This window comes from Leifsonia sp. Root227 (genome assembly GCF_001428745.1).
Taxonomy (GTDB): Bacteria; Actinomycetota; Actinomycetes; order Actinomycetales; family Microbacteriaceae; genus Leifsonia.
Genome location: NZ_LMIO01000001.1, coordinates 878,496 through 901,938, shown reverse-complemented (window position 1 = coordinate 901,938; position 23,443 = coordinate 878,496). Strand labels below are relative to the sequence as shown.

Annotated in this window: 15 protein-coding genes; 8 read left to right on the top strand and 7 right to left on the bottom strand. The window is 68.7% G+C overall.

Translation table 11 applies throughout. The features are described 5' to 3' along the window. Nucleotides 1-2 precede the first annotated feature (2 nt). The gene (locus tag ASE16_RS04115) at nt 3-2,480 is read right to left on the bottom strand and encodes a glycosyltransferase (protein ID WP_055890818.1); all 2,478 of its coding nucleotides are present in this window, start codon (nt 2,478-2,480) and stop codon (nt 3-5) included. 242 nt (nt 2,481-2,722) lie between these two features. On the opposite strand from ASE16_RS04115, the gene ASE16_RS04110 reads away from it, so the two are divergent. Further along, a complete protein-coding gene (locus ASE16_RS04110; protein WP_055890815.1) occupies nt 2,723-4,006 on the top strand; it encodes a hypothetical protein in 1,284 nt (427 codons plus the stop codon). A gap of 5 nt (nt 4,007-4,011) precedes the next feature. After that, nucleotides 4,012-5,472 (top strand): DUF2142 domain-containing protein, encoded by a 1,461-nt coding sequence (locus ASE16_RS04105; protein ID WP_055890811.1) that lies wholly within the window; start codon nt 4,012-4,014, stop codon nt 5,470-5,472. Between the two features lie 86 nt (nt 5,473-5,558). Here ASE16_RS04105 and ASE16_RS04100 read toward each other — a convergent pair whose 3' ends face one another. Further along, a complete protein-coding gene (locus ASE16_RS04100) occupies nt 5,559-8,501 on the bottom strand; it encodes a glycosyltransferase (protein WP_055890808.1) in 2,943 nt (980 codons plus the stop codon). 66 nt (nt 8,502-8,567) lie between these two features. Here ASE16_RS04100 and ASE16_RS04095 point away from each other — a divergent pair, with 66 nt between their 5' ends. The 6 genes from ASE16_RS04095 to ASE16_RS04070 all read left to right on the top strand — a co-directional run bounded on the left by ASE16_RS04095 (nt 8,568) and on the right by ASE16_RS04070 (nt 15,102). Further along, the gene (locus tag ASE16_RS04095) at nt 8,568-9,653 is read left to right on the top strand and encodes a glycosyltransferase family 2 protein (protein ID WP_235500339.1); all 1,086 of its coding nucleotides are present in this window, start codon (nt 8,568-8,570) and stop codon (nt 9,651-9,653) included. A gap of 162 nt (nt 9,654-9,815) precedes the next feature. Further along, complete coding sequence (locus tag ASE16_RS04090) at nt 9,816-11,222, top strand: glycosyltransferase (protein WP_082581219.1); 1,407 nt, start codon at nt 9,816-9,818, stop codon at nt 11,220-11,222. Nucleotides 11,223-11,269: 47 nt separating this feature from the next. Beyond that, a complete protein-coding gene (locus ASE16_RS04085) occupies nt 11,270-12,166 on the top strand; it encodes an ABC transporter permease (RefSeq protein ID WP_055890801.1) in 897 nt (298 codons plus the stop codon). A gap of 2 nt (nt 12,167-12,168) precedes the next feature. After that, on the top strand, nt 12,169-13,428 hold the full coding sequence (locus tag ASE16_RS04080) for an ABC transporter ATP-binding protein (protein ID WP_055890798.1): 1,260 nt from the start codon (nt 12,169-12,171) through the stop codon (nt 13,426-13,428). A 34-nt stretch (nt 13,429-13,462) separates the two neighbouring features. Continuing rightward, nucleotides 13,463-14,305 (top strand): glycosyltransferase family 2 protein, encoded by an 843-nt coding sequence (locus tag ASE16_RS04075; protein WP_055890795.1) that lies wholly within the window; start codon nt 13,463-13,465, stop codon nt 14,303-14,305. After that, entirely contained in the window at nt 14,290-15,102 is an 813-nt protein-coding gene (locus ASE16_RS04070; protein ID WP_157480096.1) for a hypothetical protein, read from the top strand. The genes ASE16_RS04075 and ASE16_RS04070 overlap by 16 nt, the downstream gene beginning before the upstream one ends. Before the next feature lie 19 nt (nt 15,103-15,121). Here ASE16_RS04070 and ASE16_RS04065 read toward each other — a convergent pair whose 3' ends face one another. The 5 genes from ASE16_RS04065 to ASE16_RS04045 all read right to left on the bottom strand — a co-directional run bounded on the left by ASE16_RS04065 (nt 15,122) and on the right by ASE16_RS04045 (nt 23,318). Further along, the gene (locus ASE16_RS04065; RefSeq protein ID WP_162255966.1) at nt 15,122-17,233 is read right to left on the bottom strand and encodes a cell wall-binding repeat-containing protein; all 2,112 of its coding nucleotides are present in this window, start codon (nt 17,231-17,233) and stop codon (nt 15,122-15,124) included. Between the two features lie 195 nt (nt 17,234-17,428). Then, on the bottom strand, nt 17,429-19,798 hold the full coding sequence (locus ASE16_RS04060) for a cell wall-binding repeat-containing protein (RefSeq protein ID WP_082581218.1): 2,370 nt from the start codon (nt 19,796-19,798) through the stop codon (nt 17,429-17,431). A gap of 172 nt (nt 19,799-19,970) precedes the next feature. Continuing rightward, nucleotides 19,971-20,840 carry a glucose-1-phosphate thymidylyltransferase RfbA gene (gene rfbA / locus ASE16_RS04055; protein WP_055890781.1) on the bottom strand — a complete coding sequence of 290 codons (870 nt, stop codon included), beginning with the start codon at nt 20,838-20,840 and terminating at the stop codon, nt 19,971-19,973. A gap of 3 nt (nt 20,841-20,843) precedes the next feature. Then, nucleotides 20,844-21,455 (bottom strand): dTDP-4-dehydrorhamnose 3,5-epimerase family protein, encoded by a 612-nt coding sequence (locus ASE16_RS04050; protein WP_055890777.1) that lies wholly within the window; start codon nt 21,453-21,455, stop codon nt 20,844-20,846. A gap of 9 nt (nt 21,456-21,464) precedes the next feature. After that, a complete protein-coding gene (locus ASE16_RS04045; RefSeq protein ID WP_055890774.1) occupies nt 21,465-23,318 on the bottom strand; it encodes a cell wall-binding repeat-containing protein in 1,854 nt (617 codons plus the stop codon). Nucleotides 23,319-23,443 lie beyond the last annotated feature (125 nt).

Sequence of the window (23,443 nt, the reverse complement as noted above, 5' to 3'; positions counted from 1 at the left end):
GGTCAGCGTCTCCCCAGCCTGCTCCGCACCTTCTTGGCCACCACGGCCGGCCCGCCGTTCTTCATGTAGTGGAAGAACAGGCCGACGTCGTGACGGATGCCGTGCTTCTTGCGCCTGGTCGTCGTCTTGCGCGGTGCGCCGCCTGCGCCGACGACGCCCTTCGCGACCAGGTCGGCCGCATGCCGGGGGTCTGCGACGAAGTCGACCAGCGGAGCGAGCACCACGTTCCAGAAGTAGCGCTTCCGCACCCGCTGGATGTTGCGCTTGGCCGACGCGATGAACTTCTCGTCGTACAGCACGGTCTCGAGGGCCGCTGCGAGCGCATCCACGTCGCCGGACGGGACGACGACGCCGAGTTTCTCCTCCTCGACCAGCTGCGCGAAGTGGTCGCCGGCTGTGACCACCATCGGCAGCCCTGCCCAGAGGTAGTCCAGGATGCGCGTGCGGAACGAGAACGTCGTCTCGACGTGCGAGAAGTGGGTGCTGACGCCGGCGTCCGCCTCGGTGAGGTAGTTCTGCCTGTCGGCGTAGTCGACCCAGGAGCTGTTGAAGAAGACGGACCTGTCGAGCACTCCGAGGTCACGGGCGAGCCCGCGCGACTCTGCGACGATCGCCATCTCCGGCACACCGGGATGCGGGTGCTTGGTGCCCTGGAAGAACAGGCGGACGTCGTCGTGGGTCTCCGACAGCTTCGCGACAGCGCTGATCAGCGACTTCGGGTCGAACCAGTTGTAGAGGCCGCCGCTCCAGAGCAGGAGCTTGTCGTCTGCGCCGATGCCGGGAAGGACCCCCTTCAGCACATCCCGCTCGTGCGCGGGCGGCGTCTCGGAGAGTCCGAACGGCACCACGTCGATGAGGTGGTCGAGGTCGGGGTCGTCCGCGTAGTTGGCCGGGTTGATGCGGCCGAGGGCGGCGAGCTGACCGAGGTAGAAGTGGCGCTGACGTTCGGAGGCGCAGAGGAAGAAGTCGCCGCGTTCGAGCTGCTCGTTGAGCACGTCGGTCGCGTCGCCGACCTGCTTGTCCCACTGTTCGCGGCCGAGCTCCTTGCCCTGTTCGAGCTGTTCGAGGTGCATCGGGTCGTAGACGTCGGCGACGATGATCCTGTCGGTCTTGCGCAGGCTGTCGAACAGCGCCATCGCGAGCCCCTGGAAGACGATCACGTCGCTCTCGCGTTCGAGCTTGCGCATCGACCGGTCATCGCCCGGGCGGATGTGCACGATGTCGAACGGCGCGGACACCGGCTCGACGCCGGACAGCGACACCAGGGTCACCAGATTGTCCTTCGCGAGCGCCTCCGCCATGCTCCAGGCGCGGATCGCCGGACCGGCCATCTTGACGCCGATCGGGTCGCCCGTGATGATCAGCACGCGGGTGACATCCGGGCTCTCCGTGACGGGGAACGCCGTGACGAGCTTGTCGTATCCCTCGAGATAGTGCTCCGCCGTGTACGACGGGGCGTCGGTCTCGCCGAACAGCGACCAGATGCGGCTGTCGGAGACGACCCTGGTGCGCTGGATCTGCTCGCGCGACTCGACCAGCGACGGCAGGTGCTCCACGAACTGGTCGATCGCGTAGACGGCGGCGACGGTCTCCTTCGAGATCTCCATCGTCGGGTCGTTGGATGCGCCCTTGCGCAGGTCGAACGAGGTCGAGTCGAGCTCGCCCTTCGCCACGCCACGGCGCACGGTGAGCGCGAGCGTCGCCGGCAGGGCGTTGGCGAGCGCCTCGTCGCCCAGGTTCTTGTACTGCGTGAACAGCGCGTTCCGCTCCAGGAGGTAGGTCTCCTTGAAGGCGCCGAACGACGACATGGATGCGTGGTGCTTGTGATACGCCAGCGAGGCGGGCTCGTAGACGTACCGGTGGCCCATCAGGTTGAGCCGCCAGCCGAGGTCGACGTCCTCGAAGAACATGAAATAGCGCTCGTCGAACCCGCCGAGCTGCTCGTACACCGAGCGGCGGACGAACATCGCGGAACCCGTGCCGAACAGCACGTCGTGCGGCACGTCAGGCGTGCTCGGCACCGGCTGTGCGGTGAGCGGCTTGTACCCCTGGCCGAACCAGGTCATCGCCGACCCGATGAAGTCGACGTTCTGCCCCTCCCAGTCGAGCACGCGGCTGGCGACGGCGCCGACCGACGGGCTGGACTCGAAGCGCTCGACGGCGGCGCGCACCCACGCTGCATCCGGCTTGGCGTCGTTGTTGAGGAAGGCGACGTACTCGCCGCTCGCCTCCTTGACGCCCAGGTTGCATCCCCCGGCGAACCCGAGGTTCGACTTCGACTCGATCAGCAGCACGTGCGGCGCCGCAGCCCGGATGCGCGCGGCGCTGTCGTCGCCTGAGGCGTTCTCGACCACCACGATCTCGAGCCGGTCGGCCGGCCAGTCGAGGCGGCCGAGGTGTTCGATGGCGGTGAGCGTGTCGTCTGTTCCCCGGAAATTGACGAGGACGACCGAGACGACCCCTGGTCGCGTTGCAGGCATACGGTCCTTTCGCATGGGCGTGTGCGCCCGCCAGCTTACCAAGGTGGGCTGTGGCGGCCGCGTCGCCCGTGCCTCCCAGCGACTGATTGCTAAGCTGGCGCAGTTCGCCGCCCGGTGCGATCCACCGGTGAGACCCACGAGCGTAAGGCCGCATCATCAGCATCGACATCGAGTCCGAAGCCCCTGCGGGGCGACGCGGGTTCTTCGCGCGCCTGTTCTCGCGGAGCGCCATCGCGCCCGCCGTGCTCATCATCGCCTCCCTGCTGGTCGGCATCGTCCAGGTCCCTGGCCACCGCGGCGTCTCGCCCGTCGACGAGTACGTCTACATCGACTACTTCGCCAAGATGGGGCACGAGTTCACCGTTCACCGCGGGGAGCCGACGGGCACGTACGCCCGTCAGCAGCTGGGCTGCCGCGGTCTGCGCCTGCTCGCCCCGTCTCCCGATGCCCGCTGCGACCTCTCGAACGCCAAGAACGCCGAGCTGTTCCCGTTCCACGGCGCGACCTCGGCGTACATCTACACCCCGCTCTACTTCGGCATCACCCGGGTGATCGCCGAGCCACTGGTCTGGCTCGGCGTCGACCTGGTGGATGCCGGCCGGTTCGTCGGCGCGATCTGGCTGGCCGCCGCCGCCCTGTTCCTGTACCTCGCGCTGCGACGGCTGAAAGTGCATCCGGTCGCCGCGACGGGCGTCGGCCTGCTGATGATCGGCTCGCTGCCCGCGTACTGGTCGAACACCTACATCAGCACGGATGCGACCGCCCTGTTCGCCGGCGGGCTCATGCTCTATCTCGCCACCGTCGCCGATCGCCGCAGAGGGTACGTGTGGTTCGCGGCAGGCGCGGCGTTCGTGACCATGCTGAAGGTGCAGAACCTCGCGGCCGTCGCCGCCGCCGTGTTCTTCCTGATCATCCGCGCCGCCATCGACGCCTACCGCAACCGCACCTCCAAGGCCGGCTGGATCGGCCGGACGTTCGCCGACGGGCGGACCATCACCGGCATCGTCTCCGTTGTCGTCTCGATGGTGCTGCAGCTCGCCTGGACCGTCTACTCGTCGGTCACGGCGGTCGGACCGGCACCGGACATGGGCAAGGTCCGGCCGCTCGGGATCACCTCCCTCATCCTGCAGTCCGGTCTCTTCATCGACGGCTCAGCACGTGGTGTCGGGGACACCACCACGTTCCTCAAGGGCCCTGGGCTCATCTCGAACTACGCGGTCGCCTGGGTCACCATCGCCGGGGTCATCGGCCTGCTCATGGTCGCGCGCTGGGGCGGCCGCCGCGCCGCTGTCGCGTGGGCGACCTTCGCTGCAGCCGTCATCTCGGCGCCGCTGCTGTCGATCGTGACGTATGCAGCCCTCGGCACCTACCCTGACCCGCCGCCCGCGCGCTACGGCATCTCGCTCATCCCGTTCTTCCTCGCCTGTGCAGCCCTGCTGCTGGCGAAGCGGCCCGTGCCGCGCTGGATCATGGCGGGCGTCGGCGCGTTCGTGTTCCTCGCATCCCTGTTCATCCCGCAGGGGTGACGGGGATGCGGTTCCCTCTGAGACTGTTCGCTGCGGTCTTCTGCACCCTGTTCGTGCTGCTCACCGCCTGGTCTCTCGCGACGCCGATCTACTCGGTGCCGGACGAGGCGTCGCACACGGTGCGGGCGACAACGGCCGCGCGCGGCGAGATCGTTGGCGACAACAAGTACTTCGAGGCCCCTGCCTACCTCTACATCCCCGGCGCGGGCAGCTGCTTCGCCGGGCAGCCGACCGTCACGCCCGCCTGCGTCGGCAGCTCGAACGCCTCCCCTGGCGAGCAGAAGCGCCTGATCACCACCGCATACACGAACAGCCCCGTCTACTACGTGGTGGTCGGTCTCCCGTCCCTGGTGTTCTCCGGCGAGACGGCCATCCACGCCATGCGCATCTTCTCCGGCGCCATCGTCGCAGCGCTTCTCGCCGTGCTCGCCGCGCTGGTGCGCTGCTGGCCAGGCGCGCGCTGGGCGCTGCTGCTCCCCGTCGGCGCGCTGACCCCGATGGTGTTCTTCCTCGGCGGTGCCATCAACCCGAACGGCGTCGAGCTGGCGTCCGCCGGCGCGCTCCTGGTGTCCCTGCTCACCATCGCCAGGCACCGCCCTGCCGGGTGGCTGCTCTGGCTGTCGTCCGTCACCGCCATCGTCTCGGCCGCCCTCGTGACCGGCGGCCGCAGCCTCGGGATGCTGTGGCTCCTCCTCATCGCCGTGTCGGTCGTGCTCGCCATGCGCGGGGCGGACTGGCGGTATCTGGTTCGGCGCGCATCCACCTGGGTCGTGCTGGCGCTGCTGGCCGTCGTCGGAGCCGGCCAGCTGTTCTGGTTCACTCGTCCGGAGAACCAGGTGAAGGCGCAGATCGAGCCGACGCCCGGCAGCCTGTTCACCGTGGCGCAGACGGTACTGGAGAACACCTTCTCGTACGCGAAGCAGCTGATCGGGCTGTTCGGCACGGTCGATGTTCCTGCGCCGGACGGGGTGATCGCGGTCTGGTTCGGACTGCTCGGCCTGCTGGTGCTGCTGCCGATCGTGCTCGGACGCGGCAGGGAGCGCTGGATCGCGCTCGGCTTCTCCGTCGCCCTCGTCATCATCCCCGTCATCGTGCAGGTCGCGCTGTGGCGGCAGGTGGGCGACGTCTGGCAGGGACGTTACATGCTGGCGATCGTGCTCGTGCTGGCGATCTGGGGCGGTATGGCGCTCGACAATGCGGAGATCGGCGTCGGCTCGCGCAACACGGTCGCGTCGCTGCGTGCGGCGGCTGTCGTGCTCGCGCTCGGTCAGCTCGCCGCGTTCGCGTTCACGCTCCGCCGCTACGCTGCCGGCTCCACCTCCTGGACCGCGGCCTTCTTCACCCCCACCTGGCAGCCCCCTGGCGGAGTCATCCCCCTCACGCTCGCCGTCCTCCTCGCCCTCACCTTCTTCGTCGTCGCCACCTACCGCGCCCTCCCCCGCCTCCTGACTCCCGTCCCCCGATAATCGAGCCGGGAGTTATGAAGGCGACACGCCGCTGACGGCGTGCACAAGTCCCGACTCGATGGTCGAGGTTGGGCGGCAGGGCCGGGTCAGGGGGCGACGGTGCGAGGGGCGGAGGAAGGGATGGCGTTGGCCTCCGGGTCGCAGAGGTAGTCGTAGAGGTGGTCGAGCGCCGCATCCCAGTCGGAGTGGGCGACGTCGATGGTCTGGATGCCCGCGGCCTGGATGGCGCGACGCTTCTGCGCATCCTGCACCAGCTCGTCGATCCCGGCCACGACATCGTCGTAGGTCATCATCGTGGTGCGCGCGTTCTCGTCCGGGTGGAACAGCCAGCGGAACCAGTCGGAGTCAGGAGCGACCATCGCCACGCCGCTCGCCATCAGTTCGAGCGGCAGGTAGGACGGGTGCCGGGAGATCTGCATCGTGACGCCGATGTCCGTCTCGCGGTACAGCCGGCCCGTCGCACGGTAGTCGAGCAGACCGAGGTCGATGAAGTCGGCGCTCGGCGGCAGATACTTGGCGCCGGCGGCGATGATCCGCACCCGGTCGCCGTGCCTGCGCTTGATCTCGCTGAGCGCGGCGAACACCAGCTCCCAGCAGTTGCGGAAGTGGTCGCGGGCGTATGCGAAGATCGTCACCGGCTCGTCGTCACCGCGTTCGCGGCGGCCGACCGGGTGGTAGATGCCTCTGTCCACCGCCGGCGTGAAGTAGGTGGCCGTGCCGCCGTACCCTCCGGCGTAGATGTCGTGCATGCTCTCGGTGTTGCAGATGCCGTACAGACCGAGCTTGTATGTCTGCTCCGTCATCGCGAACAGCGTGCTCGCCGGGTAGAACGACGGCTCGTAGTCCTGGATGAGGTAGAACTTGCGCGGTGTGCCAGGCGTCTTGGCCACATCCACAGCCGTCAGCCAGAACGTCGCGATGGCGACATCGGCGGGAGGGACGGCCGCGATTCCGTCGTCGTCTCCGTAGTAGTTGCCCACCTCCGAGCCGGCCAGGCCGGGGAAGGCGGCGACGATCGCCGACTCGTAGAACTCGTTGTTCGGGTGCCCGTTGACCAGGAAGCGGTTGACGACGCCGTGCTCGCGGGCGAGCTTGTCCGCGATGCGCAGCGTGGTGTTGACCCCGCCGAAGAACGGCATGTCGAAGCCGGGCAGCAGCCAGTTGATCGTGCGCACCTCACGGTGCCCTGTGGTGGATGCGTGCGTCGAGACGACGGCGGCGACCTCCTCAGCCGAGATGGTCGCGAGCGACATGAGCGCCGTCGCGTCCTCGGAGATGGTCGACTTCTGCGCGTCGGAGGCGAACTCGCGGCCGAGTCCGGCCATCGCGAGCTGCAGCGGAGACGGGTCGTCCGCCGCGGCGAAGCGCGGGACCTCGGTGAGCCTGCACAGGTTGGGCGACGAGTACGGGTCGCCCGCGGCGAGCCACGGGTGGTAGCGCCAGTAGCTCGCGAACGAGTCAGCGCGCGGGGCGTGGGCGCCGCGGGTCAGCGACTCGAAGTGGCGGACGGCGTCGAACGGGATGACGACGTTGCGCCTGCCTCTGATGATCTGGTCGAGGCCGAGCACCACGTCGCTGCCGGTGAGCTGGAAGCGTTCGTCGAACCCGCCGACCGCGTCGAACAGCTCGCGACGGATCGCGACGCAGGCGGCGGTGACCGCGAGCGTGTTGCGGTACCAGCGGACAGGGCCGAGCAGGCTGTCGTCGTCCGGGCGCATCCCGGCGAACAGGTTGGCGGCGAACCCGCCTGGGCCGAGCATCACACCGCCGTGCTGCACCAGCCCGTCGGCCGTCCTGTGCTGGTAGCCCACCGTGCCGACACCTTCGCGGTGCAGCATCCCCACCATTTCGCGCAGCCAGTCAGGGTCGACGATCTCGGTGTCGTCGTTGAGGAACACCAGCACGTCGCCATCGGTGGATGCGGCCGTGACGGTGTTCACGCGGGAGTAGTTGAACGGCTCCTCGTCCCACCAGACGTGGCGCACCGGGATTCCGGCGTCGAGCGCCGCGTACCAGGACTCGTGCTCCTCCGTCTCTCCCCCGTTGTCCACGATGGTGACGTCGAAGGAGGGGTAGTCGGTGCTCGCCAGGCTGGGCAGCAGCCGCTCCAGGTTCGCCGTCGAGTGCTTGGTGGGAATGACGATGGACACGCTCGGCCAGGTCTCCAGCTCGAACGCGACCCGCACGATCCCGTTGCTGACCTGGGCGGTCGCGGCTTCTCCCCGTTCGCGCAGGGAACGCTGCACCATGGCGGCGTCCGCCTCCGTCGCGCCGCGGATCGGACCGGCGGGCGTCGACAGCAGGATGTGCGGGATGAGGCCGACCACCGCATCCGACAGCTCTGTGCCGAGCAGCAGCTTCCAGATGCCGTGCGAGTCGAGGGTCGCGCTGTCGTCGGCGCTGGCCGCTGACGTGCGGATGGCGAACGCGCGCCCGAGGTAGTTGACGCCGAGCATGATCTCCGGCGACCAGGTGGGCCTGAACCGCGGAGAGACGCGCTCGCCCGTGCTCGTCACCTGGTCCGTGTCGAACGCGATGACGCGGCGCACGGGGTCGACTCTGTGCTCCTTCGCGACCTGTTCGAGCGCTGCAGGGTCGAGCACGGAGCCGGAGGTGAGGAACAGGGCGAAGTGCTCGTCCGCTCCGTCGAGCAGTTCGGCGAGCGGTGTGCCGGAGACGGCGACCACAATGCGGGCCGTGACGGTGCGCTGAGCCTCGACGCTCGCGACCGTCGCGTCGACCGCGCTGGTCTCCCGCTCATCCGGATGCGCGCTCGTCTCGACCACGACGACGAAGGTCGTCTCCTGCTGGTCGCTCGGCAGCGGTTCGAGGGCCGGCTGCTCCGCGCGCCACTGCGCGTAGTCGGTGAGCCCCGGCCCCTCGTGGCCGACCTCCGCCTGCGGCGCGCTGAGCGTGTCGCGGAAACTGCGGGCCGCGCCACGGGTTGCGCGGAGAACACGACGAGGTGCGGATTCGGGCGGAAGCATCGATCGGAACGCGCGTCCGGCACTGTCCTTCCAGGTGTTCATCCGGGCAAGTCTAGCGGCGGAGTAGAGGCGGCCGGTCATCTAGACTGTGCGGCGAGGAGGCAGCGAGTGAAGTTGGCGATGACCCTGATGGTGCGCGACGAAGTCGACATCGTCGGTGCGATGCTCGATCACCACCTCCGGCAGGGCGTCGACGTGATCATCGTGACCGACAACGGCTCCGTCGACGGCACATACGAGCTGTTGCAGGGCTATGCGGAGCGCGGCGTCGTCGACCTGCGCAGCGATCCTGTGCACCAGAAGCAGCAGGGCGTCACCGTCACCCGCATGGCCCGCGAGGCCAAGACCGTGCACGGCGCGGACTGGGTGATCAACGCCGACGCCGACGAGTTCTGGCTGCCCGTTCGCGACGGCATCACGCTCAAGGAGGCGTTCGAGAACATCCCGGTGGAGATCCAGGCGTTCGACGTGCCCGTGCACGACATGATCGGCCCCGCCGCCATCGCCGGTTCCGGCCTGCAGCGTCTCGCGTACCGCGACCTGCGTTCGGTGGATGCCCTTCAGCGCGTCGGCCTCAAAGCCCACGCCACCCACGACGCGGCCCACATCGGCGACGCAGAGGTCGAGGTCGTGCAGGGCAACCACTTCGTCAGCCTGGAGAACCGCGGGCAGGTTCCAGAAGGCTTCGAGGTCGAGGTGCTGCACTTCCCGTGGCGCTCCTGGGAGCAGTACAGCCGCAAGGTGCGGAACGCAGGAAGCGCGTACGAGAACTCGCCCGACCTCACCCCCAGCCCCAACCACCACGGGATGCGCGACTACCGGCGCCTGCTCGACGGCGTGCTCTTCCCCCTCTATCTCTGCCGCCACCCTGACGACGCAGAGCTCGCAGCGGGGATCGCCTCCGGAGAGTACGTGCCGGACACCCGCATCGCCGACTCGGTCGCCTCCCCCGTGGCCGACGTGCCGGTCGACGACGCGGCCGTCGCAGAGGCGCGGGCGATCGGCCTGGCCATCGCCGACCTGGACAGGCGCGTCTCCGCCGCCGACGCGCAGGCGACAGGGCTGGAGCGCGAGGTCGACACATTGCGCGAGGAGAATCGCGCCCTGCGAGAGTTCATAGACCGCCTCACCTCCCGCCGCATCGTGCGCATCGCGGACGGCGCTGCAAGGATGCTCGGCCGCGGACGCCGCTGAGCCCCCCGCTGAGCTGACGGGATCACACCGACTTCCCCGATTGCAGTGGTAGCCTGCCGACGGCTTTTCGTGCTGGGCGTGCCCGACGCGGGCGAGAAGCACGTCATCCGACGCCAGAATGCCCTGGCGCACCATCACGTGCAAGCAGGAGACTCTTATTCCATGACGTCCACACCGTCGCAACCGTCGCAGACCGGAACCGCACCAGGGGAAGCGGGCAGCAGGCGCCGCATCCTGGTCGTCACCCCCGACACCCTCGGCGTGCTGATGGCCGGCCCGGCGATCCGGGCGTGGGAGATCGCGAAGGCGCTCTCCGCGTTCGCCGACGTGCGCCTCGTCTCGACCAACAAGGCCGAGATCCACTCCGATGCCTTCCCCGTGCACTTCGCAGACGACTCCAGCCTGCACTCGCACGTCGAGTGGGCGGAGGTGCTCGTCTTCCAGGGGCACATCCTGCGCACCCACCAGTGGATCAAGGACACCGACACGATCATCGTGGCCGACATCTACGACCCGATGCACCTGGAGCAGCTGGAGCAGGGCAAAGACCTGGGCGCCGCCGATCGCCTCGCCGTCGCCATCGACACCGTCGAGGTGCTCAACGACCAGCTCGAACGCGCCGACTTCATGGTCTGCGCATCGGAGAAGCAGCGCGACTTCTGGCTCGGACAGCTCGCCGGGCTCGCCAGGATCAACCCGGCGACCTACGACAGGGACCCGAGCCTGCGCTCTCTCCTGGATGTCGCCCCGTTCGGCGTCGAGAACGACGCACCCGTCCAGCGGGCGCACGGCATCAAGGGCACCGTCCCCGGCATCGCCGCGGACGACAAGGTGATCATCTGGGGCGGAGGCATCTACAACTGGTTCGACCCGCTGACCCTCATCGAGGCCGTCGCGATCGCGGCAAAGGCCCACCCCGACCTGCGGCTCTACTTCCTCGGCGCGAGCCACCCGAACCCGAACATCCCGACCATGCGGATGGCGGTCGAAGCCCGCAAGCGCGCGGAAGAGCTCGGCCTCACCGGCAGCGTCGTGTTCTTCAACGACGCCTGGGTGCCGTACACGGAGCGCGCCGACTTCCTGCTCGACGCCGACCTCGGCGTGAGCACCCACTACGACCACCTGGAGACCGCGTTCAGCTTCCGCACGCGCATCCTGGACTACCTGTGGGCCTCACTGCCGATCATCAGCACGGACGGCGACACCTTCGCGGAGTTGATCCGCGACAACGAGCTCGGCCGCGTCGTCCCCCCGGAAGACGTGGATGCGCTTGCCTCCGCCATCGAGGAGCTCCTCTTCGACGCGGACGAGCGCGCCCGCATCGCCGGCAACGTCGAGCGCTTCGCCGCCGGGATGACCTGGGCCACCTCGCTCACGCCGCTCATCGAGTTCTGCAAGAACCCGACCCCGGCGCCCGACCGCATCCAGGGCATCGTCTCGGAGCGCACCAGGATCAACAACGACCTGCACAAGCGCATCGCCGGACTCGAGAACAGCTCGTCGTGGCGGCTCACCAAGCCGCTGCGCGCGGTGGCGGAACGCCTGACCGGGCGACGCCCCGAGCTATAATCCATCGAGCGCTCGCCGACAACACCCCGACACAGATTGACGACTGAATGACTGCACAGGATCGATACCTTGCGCTCTCCCAAGAGCGGATGGTGACGGTCGGAGGCGACAGCAAATCCGGATCGTGGCACTCGCTGCGCGAGATCTTCCGCCACCGCGAGCTCCTCTCCCTCCTCGTCCGCCGCGACCTCAAGTCGCGCTACAAAGACAGCGTGCTCGGCTTCGTCTGGACGCTGGTGCGCCCGCTCACGCAGCTCCTCATCTACGCGATCGTGATCGGCCAGGTGCTCGGCGCCGCCAGGAACATCCCGGACTTCGCGATCTACGTCTTCACCGGCCTGACGGTCTACTCGCTGTTCTCCGAGATCATCAGCGGCACCACCGCATCCATCGTCGGCAACTCCGGGCTGATCAAGAAGATCTACCTGCCGCGCGAGATCTTCCCGCTGGCGAGCGTCGGCTCCGCCATCTTCAACTTCCTGATCCAGTTCGTGATCCTGCTGGTGGCCACCCTGGTGATCGGCAAGCCGCCGCTGCACGCGGAGACGTGGTACCTCATCCCGTCCGTGCTGCTGCTGCTGGTGTTCGGCACGGCGTTCGGCCTGCTGCTGTCGGCGGTCAACGTGTATCTGCGCGACGTGCAGTACCTCGTGGAGGTCGTGCTGCTGCTCCTGCTCTGGGCATCGCCGATCGTCTACTCCTGGACCATGGTCAGGGATGCGCTCGGTCACTCGCTCGCGCTCGACATCTACACCGACAACCCGATCACCCTCGCCGTCCTCGGCTTCCAGAAGGCGATGTGGGTCGGCGGCCAGGGCGTCGCGGAGTACCCTGACCTGCTGCTGATGCGCATGGGCATCGCGTTCGCGATCGGCGTCGTCCTCCTCTTCGTTTTCCAGCGGGTGTTCTCCCGTCTGCAGGGCAACTTCGCGCAGGTGGTGTGACGATGACGACCAATCTCACCGAGAACGGGACCGCGACGGGCGCTGGGGGCGAAGCTCCAGAGGTCGTGCGCGTCACCGACGTCTCCAAGCGCTTCGTCATCCGGAAGGACAACTCGCTCAAGGAGCGCCTGGTGGCCTTCGGGCGCGGCCGTGAGCACCGCGAGGAGTTCTGGGCGCTCAAAGACGTCAGCATCACGATGCGTGCCGGCACGACCGTCGCCCTCATCGGCCACAACGGGTCCGGCAAGTCCACCCTGCTCAAGGTCATCGGCGGCATCATCGACCCGACCTCCGGCAGCGTCTCGCGCCGCGGCCGCATCGCCGCGCTGCTGGAGTTGGGCGCCGGCTTCCACCCCGACCTCACCGGCCGGGAGAACGTCTACCTCAACGCCTCCATCCTCGGCCTCAGCCGGGAGCAGACGGAGGAGAGGTTCGACGAGATCCTGAGCTTCTCCGGCATCGGCGACTTCATCGACACGCAGGTCAAGTTCTACTCGTCCGGCATGTACGTGCGCCTGGCGTTCGCCGTTGCCGTGCACACCGACCCCGACCTGCTCCTGGTCGACGAGGTGCTGGCGGTCGGCGACGAAGCGTTCCAGCGCAAGTGCCTCGACAAGATCCGCTCCTTCCAGGAGGAGGGGCGCACGATCATCCTCGTGACGCACAACCTCAACCAGGTCACAGAGCTCGCCGACCGTGCCGTCCTCCTCAACCGCGGCGCCGTCGTCTTCGACGGCGATCCAGGCGAGGCGGTCACCGAGTTCCGCAACATCCTCGAAGACCGCCGCGTGGTCGAGGCAGAGGCCGAGGCCGCCGTTCAGGCGAACAAGCACCCCGGTTCCGTCGCAGAGCACGGCCGGGTGATCGACGCCCGCGTGTTCGCGGTCGGCCGCGAGCCGGGCGAGCCTGTGCAGCCGGGCGACGACGTGCGCATCGAGGTCACGCTGGAGCACGACACCGGCATCGACGACTGGATGTGCGCCATCCAGATCGACAACACGATGGGCCTGCCGGTCTACGGCACCACCACGGCCCGCATCGGCGCCGACCTGTCCAGGCTCAGGGCGCGCCGCACGTTCGCCATCGTGCTGAAGGATGCGCAGTTCGGCGCAGGCAAGTACTTCGTGAACGCGTCGCTGATGGACAGCGCAGGCCGTCACCTCTCCGACATGCCGCAGGCGTGCTCGTTCGACGTGCCGTACTACCCGCTCGCGGTGGGTGTCATCCACGCGGTGCCGGAGGTCGTCGACCTCTCCTCCTGACCACCCCGCCAGCAGGCCGCACAAGAAAGCACGCATGACTCCTTCCGTTCTCGTCGTCACGGTGACGTACAACTCGACAGAGGCCATGCGCCCGTTCCTGTCGTCGCTGCCGTCGGCAGGGTCGAGCGTCACGGAGGTCATCGTGGTCGACAACGCGTCGGACGGCGCCGCGGAGACCGGCGAGCTGGTGCGCGCGGCCGGGTACACCTTCCTGGAGCTGCCGAAGAACGAGGGCTACGGCGGCGGCGTGCGCGCCGGCGTCGAGGCCGCGACGTCGAACCCTGACCTCATCCTCGTGGCCAACCCCGACGTGATCTTCCAGCCAGGCGCCATCGACGTGCTCGCGGACGCCGCCGCCGAGCTGCCGGGCGCAGGATCCCTCGGCCCCAAGATCCTGGATGCGGACGGCACGGTCTACCCGTCCGCCCGCCGCCTCCCCTCCCTGCGCACGGGGGTCGCCCACGCGCTCTTCGGCCGCATCTGGCCTGCCAACCCGTGGACGGTGCGCTACCGCGCAGAGCGCGAGACCGAGAGCCGCCGCGCCGCAGGCTGGCTGTCCGGCGCGTGCGTGCTCGTGCGCTCTGAGGCGTACCGCGAGCTCGGCGGCTTCGACCCCGGATACTTCATGTACTTCGAGGACGTCGACCTCGGCGCGCGCCTCGGCAGGGCCGGCTGGCGCAACATGTACATCCCGGAGGCGGTGGTCACGCACACCGGCGCCCACTCCACCTCGCGCGACGCGCACACGATGGAGAAGGCGCACCACGACAGCGCATACCGCTACCTGTCGCGCAAGTACGCCGGTTGGTACTTCGCCCCGCTGCGCCTGGCCGTCCGCTTCGGCCTCTGGGGCAGACTCTGGTGGGTCTCCAGGTGAGTGCGTCGTCGTTCGCGCGCCGGGCCGTGTCCGCCGCGCGCTGGCGCTGGGCGATGGCGCGCTATCGCGCAGGACGGTTCCAGCCGAAACGTCTCCTCGGGGAAGCACAGGGCGGCGAGATCGCGATCATCGTCTGCCTCTGGAATCGCAGGGAGCGCATCGACGCGGTCCTCACCCAGCTGGATGCGCAGCGGGACACCCGCATCCGCCTCCTGTTCTGGAACAACCGCCCTGCCGACGCCGCGTACTACCGCGAGCACATCGCCGCGTACCGTCCGCACGGCGCCATCGCCGAGGTGAGCCTGTTCACGAGCAGGGTGAACGTCGGAGGTCTCGGCCGCTTCTTCGTCGCTCGCAAACTGCACCAGGAGGGCTATCGCGGCGCTTTCCTGATGCTCGACGACGACCAGGACGTCAGCGACCACCTCGTCACCGACCTGCTCGCGGTCTCCGGCCCGCACACGATCGCCGGTTTCTGGGCCTGGACGATGGACGGCGACTACTGGGCACGCCGCCCCGCCGAGCCGGGCGACAGAGTCAGCTACGTCGGCACGGGCGGCTGCGCCTGCGACATCGACATCGTGGCGGACACGTCGTTCTTCACCGACCTCCCTCGCTACTTCGCGTTCCTCGAGGACGTGTGGATGTGCGGCTACGCCCGCAAACGCGGCTGGCGCCTGCGCAAGGTCGACACCCCGATCGAGTTCGTCCTCGACGAGACGAACCAGCACCACTCGCTCGCGGAGTTGAAGGCGGAGTTCTACCGTTACCTGCAGCTGGACGACAGCGCGGCGTAAGTCGTACCGGCGGCGCCCGTCAGCACGGCTTGAACGCCGTCGCGTCTCCCGACAGCACAGACGGGCCACCGATGAAGACGACCCTGGTCGCCTTCATCTTCGCGATGTCGTTGCCGATCGCGCGGGGCACGCACCAGCCTGGCGTCACGAACAGCGGGCTGCGGGTCGCGCCTGCCAGCGTCGAGCCGGACAGCGCATCGGGGAACGTCGTGCCCGCCGCGATGTAGACCGTGGATGCAAGGGGGAACTTCGCCGCGTTGATCAGGTGGCTCGTGTCGAACCTGTCGCTTCCGCCGATTCTCGTCGCCGCCACTCCCCTGCTCTGGAGGGAGCTCTCGAAGCCCGTGCCCACCGCACTCGGTCCGCCGATGACGGTGGCCGTCTTCACCTTCGACCCTGCGAGGTAGGCCGCTGTCGGCGCATCCACCGCAGCGGAGCCCGTGACGAGCAGCATCGGCTGGGCGGCGACAGCGGCTGCCGCGGCCGCAGAGAGCGCATCCGGGAAGTTCACGCCGGACGCGAAGTACGCGCCCGTCGCGGCGGGGAAGGCGTACCTGGCGAGCTGCCTCGAGGTCTCGAAGCGGTCGTAGCCTGCGACCCTGACCGTGTTCGGCTGGACGGTCTTCAGGGTTGCGACGACCGAGTCGCCGATCGCCGCCGCTCCGCCGACCACCACGATCTTCGCGGGCGAGAGCCGCTTGATCTCTGCCAGCACGGACGCGGGGACGAAGCCGACGTTGGCGAGCAGCAGCGGGCCCTTCTGGGCGGCCGCGGCCGGTCCTGCGCTGATGGCGTCCGCGAAGTTCGCGCCGGAAGCGATGTAGACCACGGGAACGCCCGCTGCCGGGTACGCAGCCTTGGAGACGGCGACCGAGGTGTCGAAGCGGTCGGCTCCCTGCACCCTGCTCGAGGACGGGCTGCCGTTGATGCCGGACGAGAACAGCACCGTGCGGCAGCCGAAGGCCGAGTTGCCTGCGGTGTTGCCTGTCGTGGCGATGGCCGTCACGCAGGCGGAGTACTGCCCGTCGCCAGAGCGCGGGATGCTCGCGGTGAAACCGTGGTTGGCTCCGGCGAACGGATACGCGTTCCCGACGTCCGGCCTGTTGCCGTTGGCCGCTACGGTCTGGGTGGTGACACCGGACGGGGTGTTCCAGGTGATCTGCACGTTCACGACGGCGCGCATCATCGTCTGGTCGATCGCCCAGCCCGCGATGGCGAACGTCGAGCCGCCGACCGTGGCCGACTCGTAGTTGCCGATCGGAGCTGCGCCTCCGTTGGTCGGGCCGAACCAGTCGGTGTACAGCCGCCAGAAGTTGCGGTTGCCGTACGCGGAGCAGCTGTCGCCCGTGCCGTACATGTTGGCGAGCGCCGCGGCGTTCGGCTGGTACGGCGTGTAGTAGTAGAGCGCAGCGGTCGCCGCGTTCTGGATGAGCACGTTGCCTGCCCCGCAGGACGCGACGGGACTCCAGCGGATGGCGCTGACCTGGCCGACAGGGAACCAGGTGAACGAGTTGCTCGTCCCCGGCGGGTTGCCGTAGCGCTTGAACTGCCAGGCCGCCATGTAGACCTGGTTGTAGAAGCCGTAGTACTGGGTGTCGCATGCGGAGGTGTCCGGGCAGGCGTATCCGGTGGCCTTGTTGTACTGGCCGGTCGTCGGCCAGTCGTCCGTGACCAGGCTCTGCTCCTTCTGCAGGAGCACGAGGATGACCTTCTGGCTGATGCCGCATGCCGCCCCGACCTTGGCGATGATCGTCGCCGCCGTCTCGTTGGCGCCGCCCGTGTACGCCGCGCAGAGCGCATCCCCCGCCCTGCTGTACGTGTTCTGGCGGTAGTCCTTCAGGCAGGTGTATCCGGCTCGGCAGGAGGAGACCTGGGAGTTGAGGAAGCTCTGGATGCTGCCGGCGTCGAGCGCTGAGCCGTTGTAGAAGTTGTAGTCGCTGATGATGTAGCCGGGCTTGAAGTCGGAGCCGACGGCCGTCTTGACCGGGCCGAGGACGCTCTCGACGGATGCGGCGCGGGATGCGGAGGCCGATGCCTCCGCGGACACAGCAGGGGCTGCGACAGCCACCTCGGTGGCCTGTGCCGGCGCGCCGAGAATGGCGCCTCCGAGCGTCACGGCGATGGTCGTCATGAGCGCTGCGAGAAGGCGCGCGTGAGTCTGGCGGGTCAACACATCGTCGAGCCTAGCCAGGATACGCAGCGTTCGTGCCCTCCGACGCAAAAGAATTGCACGTATTGTGCGCCGAACGCTGATTTATTGAATTTGCCTCAGTTTTGACGAACCCTGTTCGGGGGTGGTCGAGACGCGGTCCCCGTCCCGGCCGGGTCAGGGGCACACGCTCAGCGACGAGATGCCCGACGAGAGCGCCGACGTGCCGCCGAGTACGGTCATCGCCGACGCGCCGAGACGGCCGACCTCCGCGACGGTGCTCTGTGCCACGCATCCGTTGGGCACCACGTAGAGCGGAGCGCCCTTCGCGCCGGCGAGCGCAGAGCCGGCCAGCGCGTCGGGGAAGGTGACACCCGAGGCGACGAACAGCGCGGAGTCCGTGGCGAACGCGTTCGTATTGACAACCTGCGCCGTCTCGAAGCGGTCGCTGCCGCCCAGCCGCGTGACAGGGGCGATGCGACCGAGCGAGGCGGCGAGCGCTGTGGAGACGCTGACCGGCCCGCCGACCACAGCGATCGAGGTGGCGCCGAGCTTGGTGATGAGCGCCGAGGTTCCCGCGTCCACGCCCGTCGCGTATCCGGGCATCAGGACGACGGGGTTGGCGAACGACCCCGCGGCGGCACCAGCAGAGAGCGCATCGGGGAACGAGGTCCCCGTGGCGATGTAGACGCGCTTCGCGGAGCCGAACGCGTAGGAGGTGACCAGCCTGGACGTCTCGTAGCGGTCGCCTCCCGCCAGACGCGTCACCTTGCCGTACCGGCCGAGCGCGGTGGCGACGGCGGGAGAGACGGCGTTCACGCCCCCGACCACGACGATGTTCTTCGGCTTGAGCCTGGCGATCTCCGCAGCGATGGATGCGGGCAGCGCGCCCGGCATGGTCAGCAGCAGCGGGCCACCGAGCTTGACGGCGGCGGGGGCGGCGGACAGGGCGTCGGGGAAGTCGACTCCGGAGGCGACGACGACGGTCGCCGCCGTGCCGGGGAATCCTGCCTTCGAGATCTGCACGGCCGTGTCGAACCGGTCGCTGCCGGAGAGGCGGGCGACGGCCGGCTTCGCGACGGTCCTGATCGAACCCGTGGTCGTCGCGGTGGAGGTCGTGCCCCAGCGGGAGACGAGGCGGTAGGTGTGCGCGCCCGGCGTCGTCGGCAGCGGGACGCTCCACGCGCCGGCCGACGAGACCGTCGCCGTGGCGTTCGCGCCGGCGGCGTCCGTGCGCCCGTCGTAGTAGACCGACACGGTCGTCTGCGCGTTGCCGCCGGCGACGGAGCCGGTGAACGAGCCTGGCGTGAAAACGGTCGACCCGTTGTGCACCGTGGGGACGGGGGCGGCGACCGCCACCGAGAGCTTCCAGCCCGGCTGCTGCGCCGCGACGCTGTTGGCCGTCGCCGACCGGAGCGGGAAGAACGCGCCGAGCTGCCCCGAGCCGCAGGTGGTCGACTGCGAGCTGGCGCTCGTGACACCGAGGGCGTACGCGCCGACCACCGCGGAACCGCCGCTGTCGCCCTTCAGCACGCACGCGTCGCTGATGATCTCGTTGACCTGCTGGTCGTCGACGTTGACGAGGTCGTCGACGTAGAGGATCTTGCCGCAGGTCCAGCCGCTGCTCGACCCTGACTTGCACATCGCCGCGCCGACGACGGCCGTGGTGTCGCCCTTGATCGCGAGCGAGCTCGCGGTCGGCGCTCCCTGCGCTCCTCCCCAGGTCGAGATGGCCGCCTGCGGCGCGAATCCCGTGCTGGTGACGGAGACGATCCCGGAGTCGAACCCTCCGCCGAAGCGGAAGCTTCCCGCCAGCGGTGCGCCGATCGACGCTCCGAACTGGGCCGCAGGGTCGCTCGGCCTGCTCTGCACGATCTGCATGATCGACGACTGCGGCGTGCCCTGGACGCAGTGACCTGCCGTCACGAACTGCGGCTGATTGGCGGCGTTCGTGCCGTTGAAGCCGATCGAGCAGCGCTCCCCTTCGCCGGTGGTGGCGTTGGTGAGGTATCCCCAGGCCGTGCCGCCGAGGAGCGGAGAGGCTGCTGCGTTGAGTGTCAGCTCGCTCGGGGCCGGCGCCGCTGTGCCGACCGTCACCGTCGCCCCTGACGCTTCCGCCGGCGCGACATCCGCCTGCGACGCGACCGTGACGTGCAGCTCCGTGCCGTCGATGCGCGAGGCGACGACGTCGACGCCGTCCCTCTTGAGCGAGGTGACGACGCCGGCGGCATCCGTGGCGGCCGCTGCGTCGCTCAGGTACTGCTCAGGGGTCAGCCCGAGGTCGCGTGCGACGGCGTCGGTCAGGTCGGCGGGAAGCTCCTCCGCCGCCGCTGTGAACTGCTCGGGAGCGTACTCTCCCATCTTCTTCGGCGTCGCAGCCGGTGGGGCCGCAGCCGGTGGGGCCGACGGCGCCGGATCCGCGGCCTGCCTGACGCTGCTCGCGGCGGCTCCTGGAGCGGGAGCGGCGATGGCGGGACCCCCGATCCCCAGGGCGACGATCGCGCTGACGGCGGCGACGTTCGCCGTACCCATACGGAGGTTGGACATTGCTGCTCCTCGTAGCCGGTGTGCCGGGCGAGCCGGTAGACAGCGCGGTCGGGCGCCACAGCCACCCTATTCGACGCCGAACCGTTCGGTGCAGGCTCGCCACGCCGACGAAACGACGAAGCTCCCGCCGTCGCACGGCGGGAGCTTCGTCAGCAGTGGATGCGCGTAGCGCTCAGGCCTCGACGGCCAGCAGCCCGTTGAGGTAGCGTCCGTACCCGCTCTTGACAAGCGGTGCGGCGAGCGTGGCGAGCTGGTCGTCGTCGATCCAGCCGGCGCGCCAGGCGATCTCCTCGATGCAGCCCACCTTGAAGCCCTGCCGGTCCTCGATAACGCGCACGTACTCCGACGCCTGCATCATCGACTCGAATGTCCCGGTGTCGAGCCACGCCGTTCCGCGGTCGAGCACCTGGACCTGCAGGGTTCCCGCATCCAGGTAGCGCTCGTTGACGGTCGAGATCTCGAGTTCCCCTCGTGCACTCGGCTCGATCGTCTTGGCGATCTCCACGACGGAGTTGTCGTAGAAGTAGAGGCCGGGGACGGCGTAGTTGCTCTTCGGCTTGACCGGCTTCTCCTCGATGGAGACGGCGGTGAAGGTCTCGTCGAACTCGACGACGCCGTACGCGGTCGGGTTGCTCACGTGGTAGGCGAAGATCAGCGCTCCGTCGACCTCGCTGTGGTTGCGCAGCGACGAGCCGAGGCCGGCGCCGTGGAAGATGTTGTCGCCGAGCACCAGCGCGACGGACTCGTCCCCGATGAACTCCTCACCGATGATGAACGCCTGCGCCAGGCCGTCCGGGGACGGCTGCACCGCGTACTCGAGCCGGATGCCGAGCTCGGAGCCGTCGCCGAGCAGCGCCTTGAACTGCTGGTTGTACTCCGGGGTCGTGATGATCAGGATCTCGTTGATCCCCGCCATCATCAGCGTGGACAGCGGGTAGTAGATCATCGGCTTGTCGTAGATCGGCATCAGCTGCTTGGAGATGCCCTTGGTGATCGGCCACAGTCGCGTGCCTGAGCCGCCGGCCAGGATGATTCCGCGCATCGGTCAGTTACCTCCGTTGTCGAGCGAGGCGTAGAACGCGCGGGCGGCCTCCCAGGTGGGGAGCAGCCCGGCCGCTGCGGCCTCGGCGAGGCCGGGGGCCTCTGTGTCTTTCGGGGAGAGCAGCAGTTCGCCTGCCTCCTCGGGGAAGCGGAGCCCGATCTCGGCGTCGAGCGGGTTGATCCCGTGCTCCCTGGTGGGGTTGTACACGTCGGTGACGAGGTAGCTGACGGTCGCTTCGTCGGTCAGCGAGACGAAGCAGTGCCCGAGCGCCTCGGAGACGTAGATCGCCTTGCGGTCCTTGTCGTCGAGCAGGACCGTGTCCCACTGACCGTATGTCGGGGAGCCCACCCGGATGTCGATGGCGAAGTCGAGCACGGCGCCGTGCGTGGCCGTGACGTACTTGGCCTGTCCGACCGGGATGTCGGCGAAGTGGATGCCGCGCACCGAACCGCGCTTCGAGACGGAGGTGTTGCCCTGACGGAGGTTCAGCGCGTGGCCGACGGTCTCCTCCAGACGGTCGAACCTGTACCACTCCAGGAACAGTCCGCGGTCGTCCGCGTGCTGCTTCGGAGTGATCTCGTAAGCGTCAGGAATACTCAGTTCGCGAATCTGCACCCGAGGAGTCTACTGGCAGACGCTGAGCTTCCCCACGAGATCGCTGAGCGCCGTCGTGCCGCCGAGGAGCTTGTACGTCGGCGCCCTGAGGGTCTGCACGGCGGCCTGCGGGTAGACGCATCCCTGGGGTGTGACCTGCAGCGGGCTCTTCGCGGTCGCGGCGTACGCTGCGCCGGAGAGCGCGTCGGGGAACGCCGCGCCGGAGGCCAGCAGCGCCGTCGACGTCGCTCCGGGGAACGCGGCGGCGTTGACGGCGACGCTGGTGGCGAACCTGTCGCTGCCGGCGAGCCTCGTCACGGCGAAGCCAGCCTTCTGCAGCCCGTTGGCGAAGCCGGCCGAGACGCTGGCAGGGCCGCCGACGACGTTGACCTTCGTGACCTTGAGCGAGCGCAGCTCCGCGACGGTGAGGCTGTCCGGGGCGCCGAGCGCACCGTTGACCAGCAGCACCGGCTTGCCCTGCGCCCCGGCCGCTCCCCCGGCGGAGAGCGCGTCGGGGAAGTTCATGCCAGACGTGACGTACGCGGTGTCGACGCCCGACCCGAACGCCTGGTTCGCGATGGCCCTCGCCGTGGCGAAGCGGTCGTAGTCGGCGACGCGCTTGACCGTCGGAGTGACGGTTCGCAGCTGCGCCAGGACGCCGTCCGTCACCGAGGCGACGCCGCCGGCCACGTAGATCGTCTTCGGCTTGAGCCTGCGCAGCTCCGTCATGATCGGCGATGGAACCGCGGTCGTCTGCACGAGCAGCAGAGGGCCGCCGAGTTTCGCGGCTGCCGGGGCGGCGGCGAGCGCGTCGGGGAAGTTCATGCCGCTGGCGATGTATGCCGACGCCACGCCGGCGCCGGGCGTCGGATATGCGGCGCGCGAGATGGCGGCGGACGTCTCGAACCTGTCGCTGCCGGAGAGCCGCGCCATGGCGGGGACGGAGCCGGCGGTGGACGATCCGTACCAGGCGTTGAACAGCATCCAGAAGTTGCGGATGCCGTATGCGGAGCAGCCGTCGCCCTCGCCGGGGTAGCTGGCGAGCGATGCGTCGTTCGGGGTGTACGGCGTGTAGTAATACAGAGCGGCGGTCGCCTTGTTGAAGATCGCGACCTGCTTGGTGCCGCAGGATGCGTCGAGGTTGTACTGGACGGCCTTGACCTTCCCGACGGGGATCCAGGTGAAGTAGTTGCTCGTGCCTGCAGGGTTGGCGTAGCGCTTGAACTGCCACGCCGCGCCGTAGACCTGGTTGAAGAAGCCGGTCGAGGATGCGCTCGTGCTGCAGCCGATGGCGGTGTCCGGGCAGTTCCACCCTGTCGCGTGGTCGTACATCCACTGGGTCGGCGCCGTCGTAGAGACGAGACCCTGCTCCTTCTGGATCATGGTGAGGAGCGCGACGGGGTTGATGCCGCACGCGACGCCGACCTTCGCGATGATCGTCGCCGCCGTCTCCCCCGCAGCACCCGTGTACGCGGCGCACATCGGGTCGGCTGCCTTGGTGGGCGTGGTCTGTTTGAAGTTCTTGAGGCACCCCGGCGCAGCCGCGGTCGTGCATCCGGAGCCCTTGGTGTTCAGGAAGGACTGGATGGTCGCGGCGCTCCACGCGTTGCCCTTGTAGAACACGGCATCGCTGGCCAGATCGCCTGCGACGAACTTCGACGGCACCGCGTCGGCGGCGCCCGCCGTCTGGAACTCGCCGATCCCGTTGACGACGTTCTGCTGCTCTGCCTCCTGCGACGTCTCCGTCCCCGCAGCGGCCGCCTGCACCTGCGCGTAGTACTGAGCCGCCTTCTGATCGTCCGCCGTGTCGGCGTTCGCCGCCACGGGCGCCGACAAGAGTGCGATCGCCGTGGCCCCCGCCGCGATCATTCCGAACAGTGTCATTCGCGCACCTGTGCGCTCCCCCGAGTTAGTCACGAGCGCGAGCCTAGGCGGAACCGTGCAGTCGTGCAATATCCGCGATACCTATCGATGAAGGCTCTCAGGAAGCGACCCGGTAGAATCTCTGC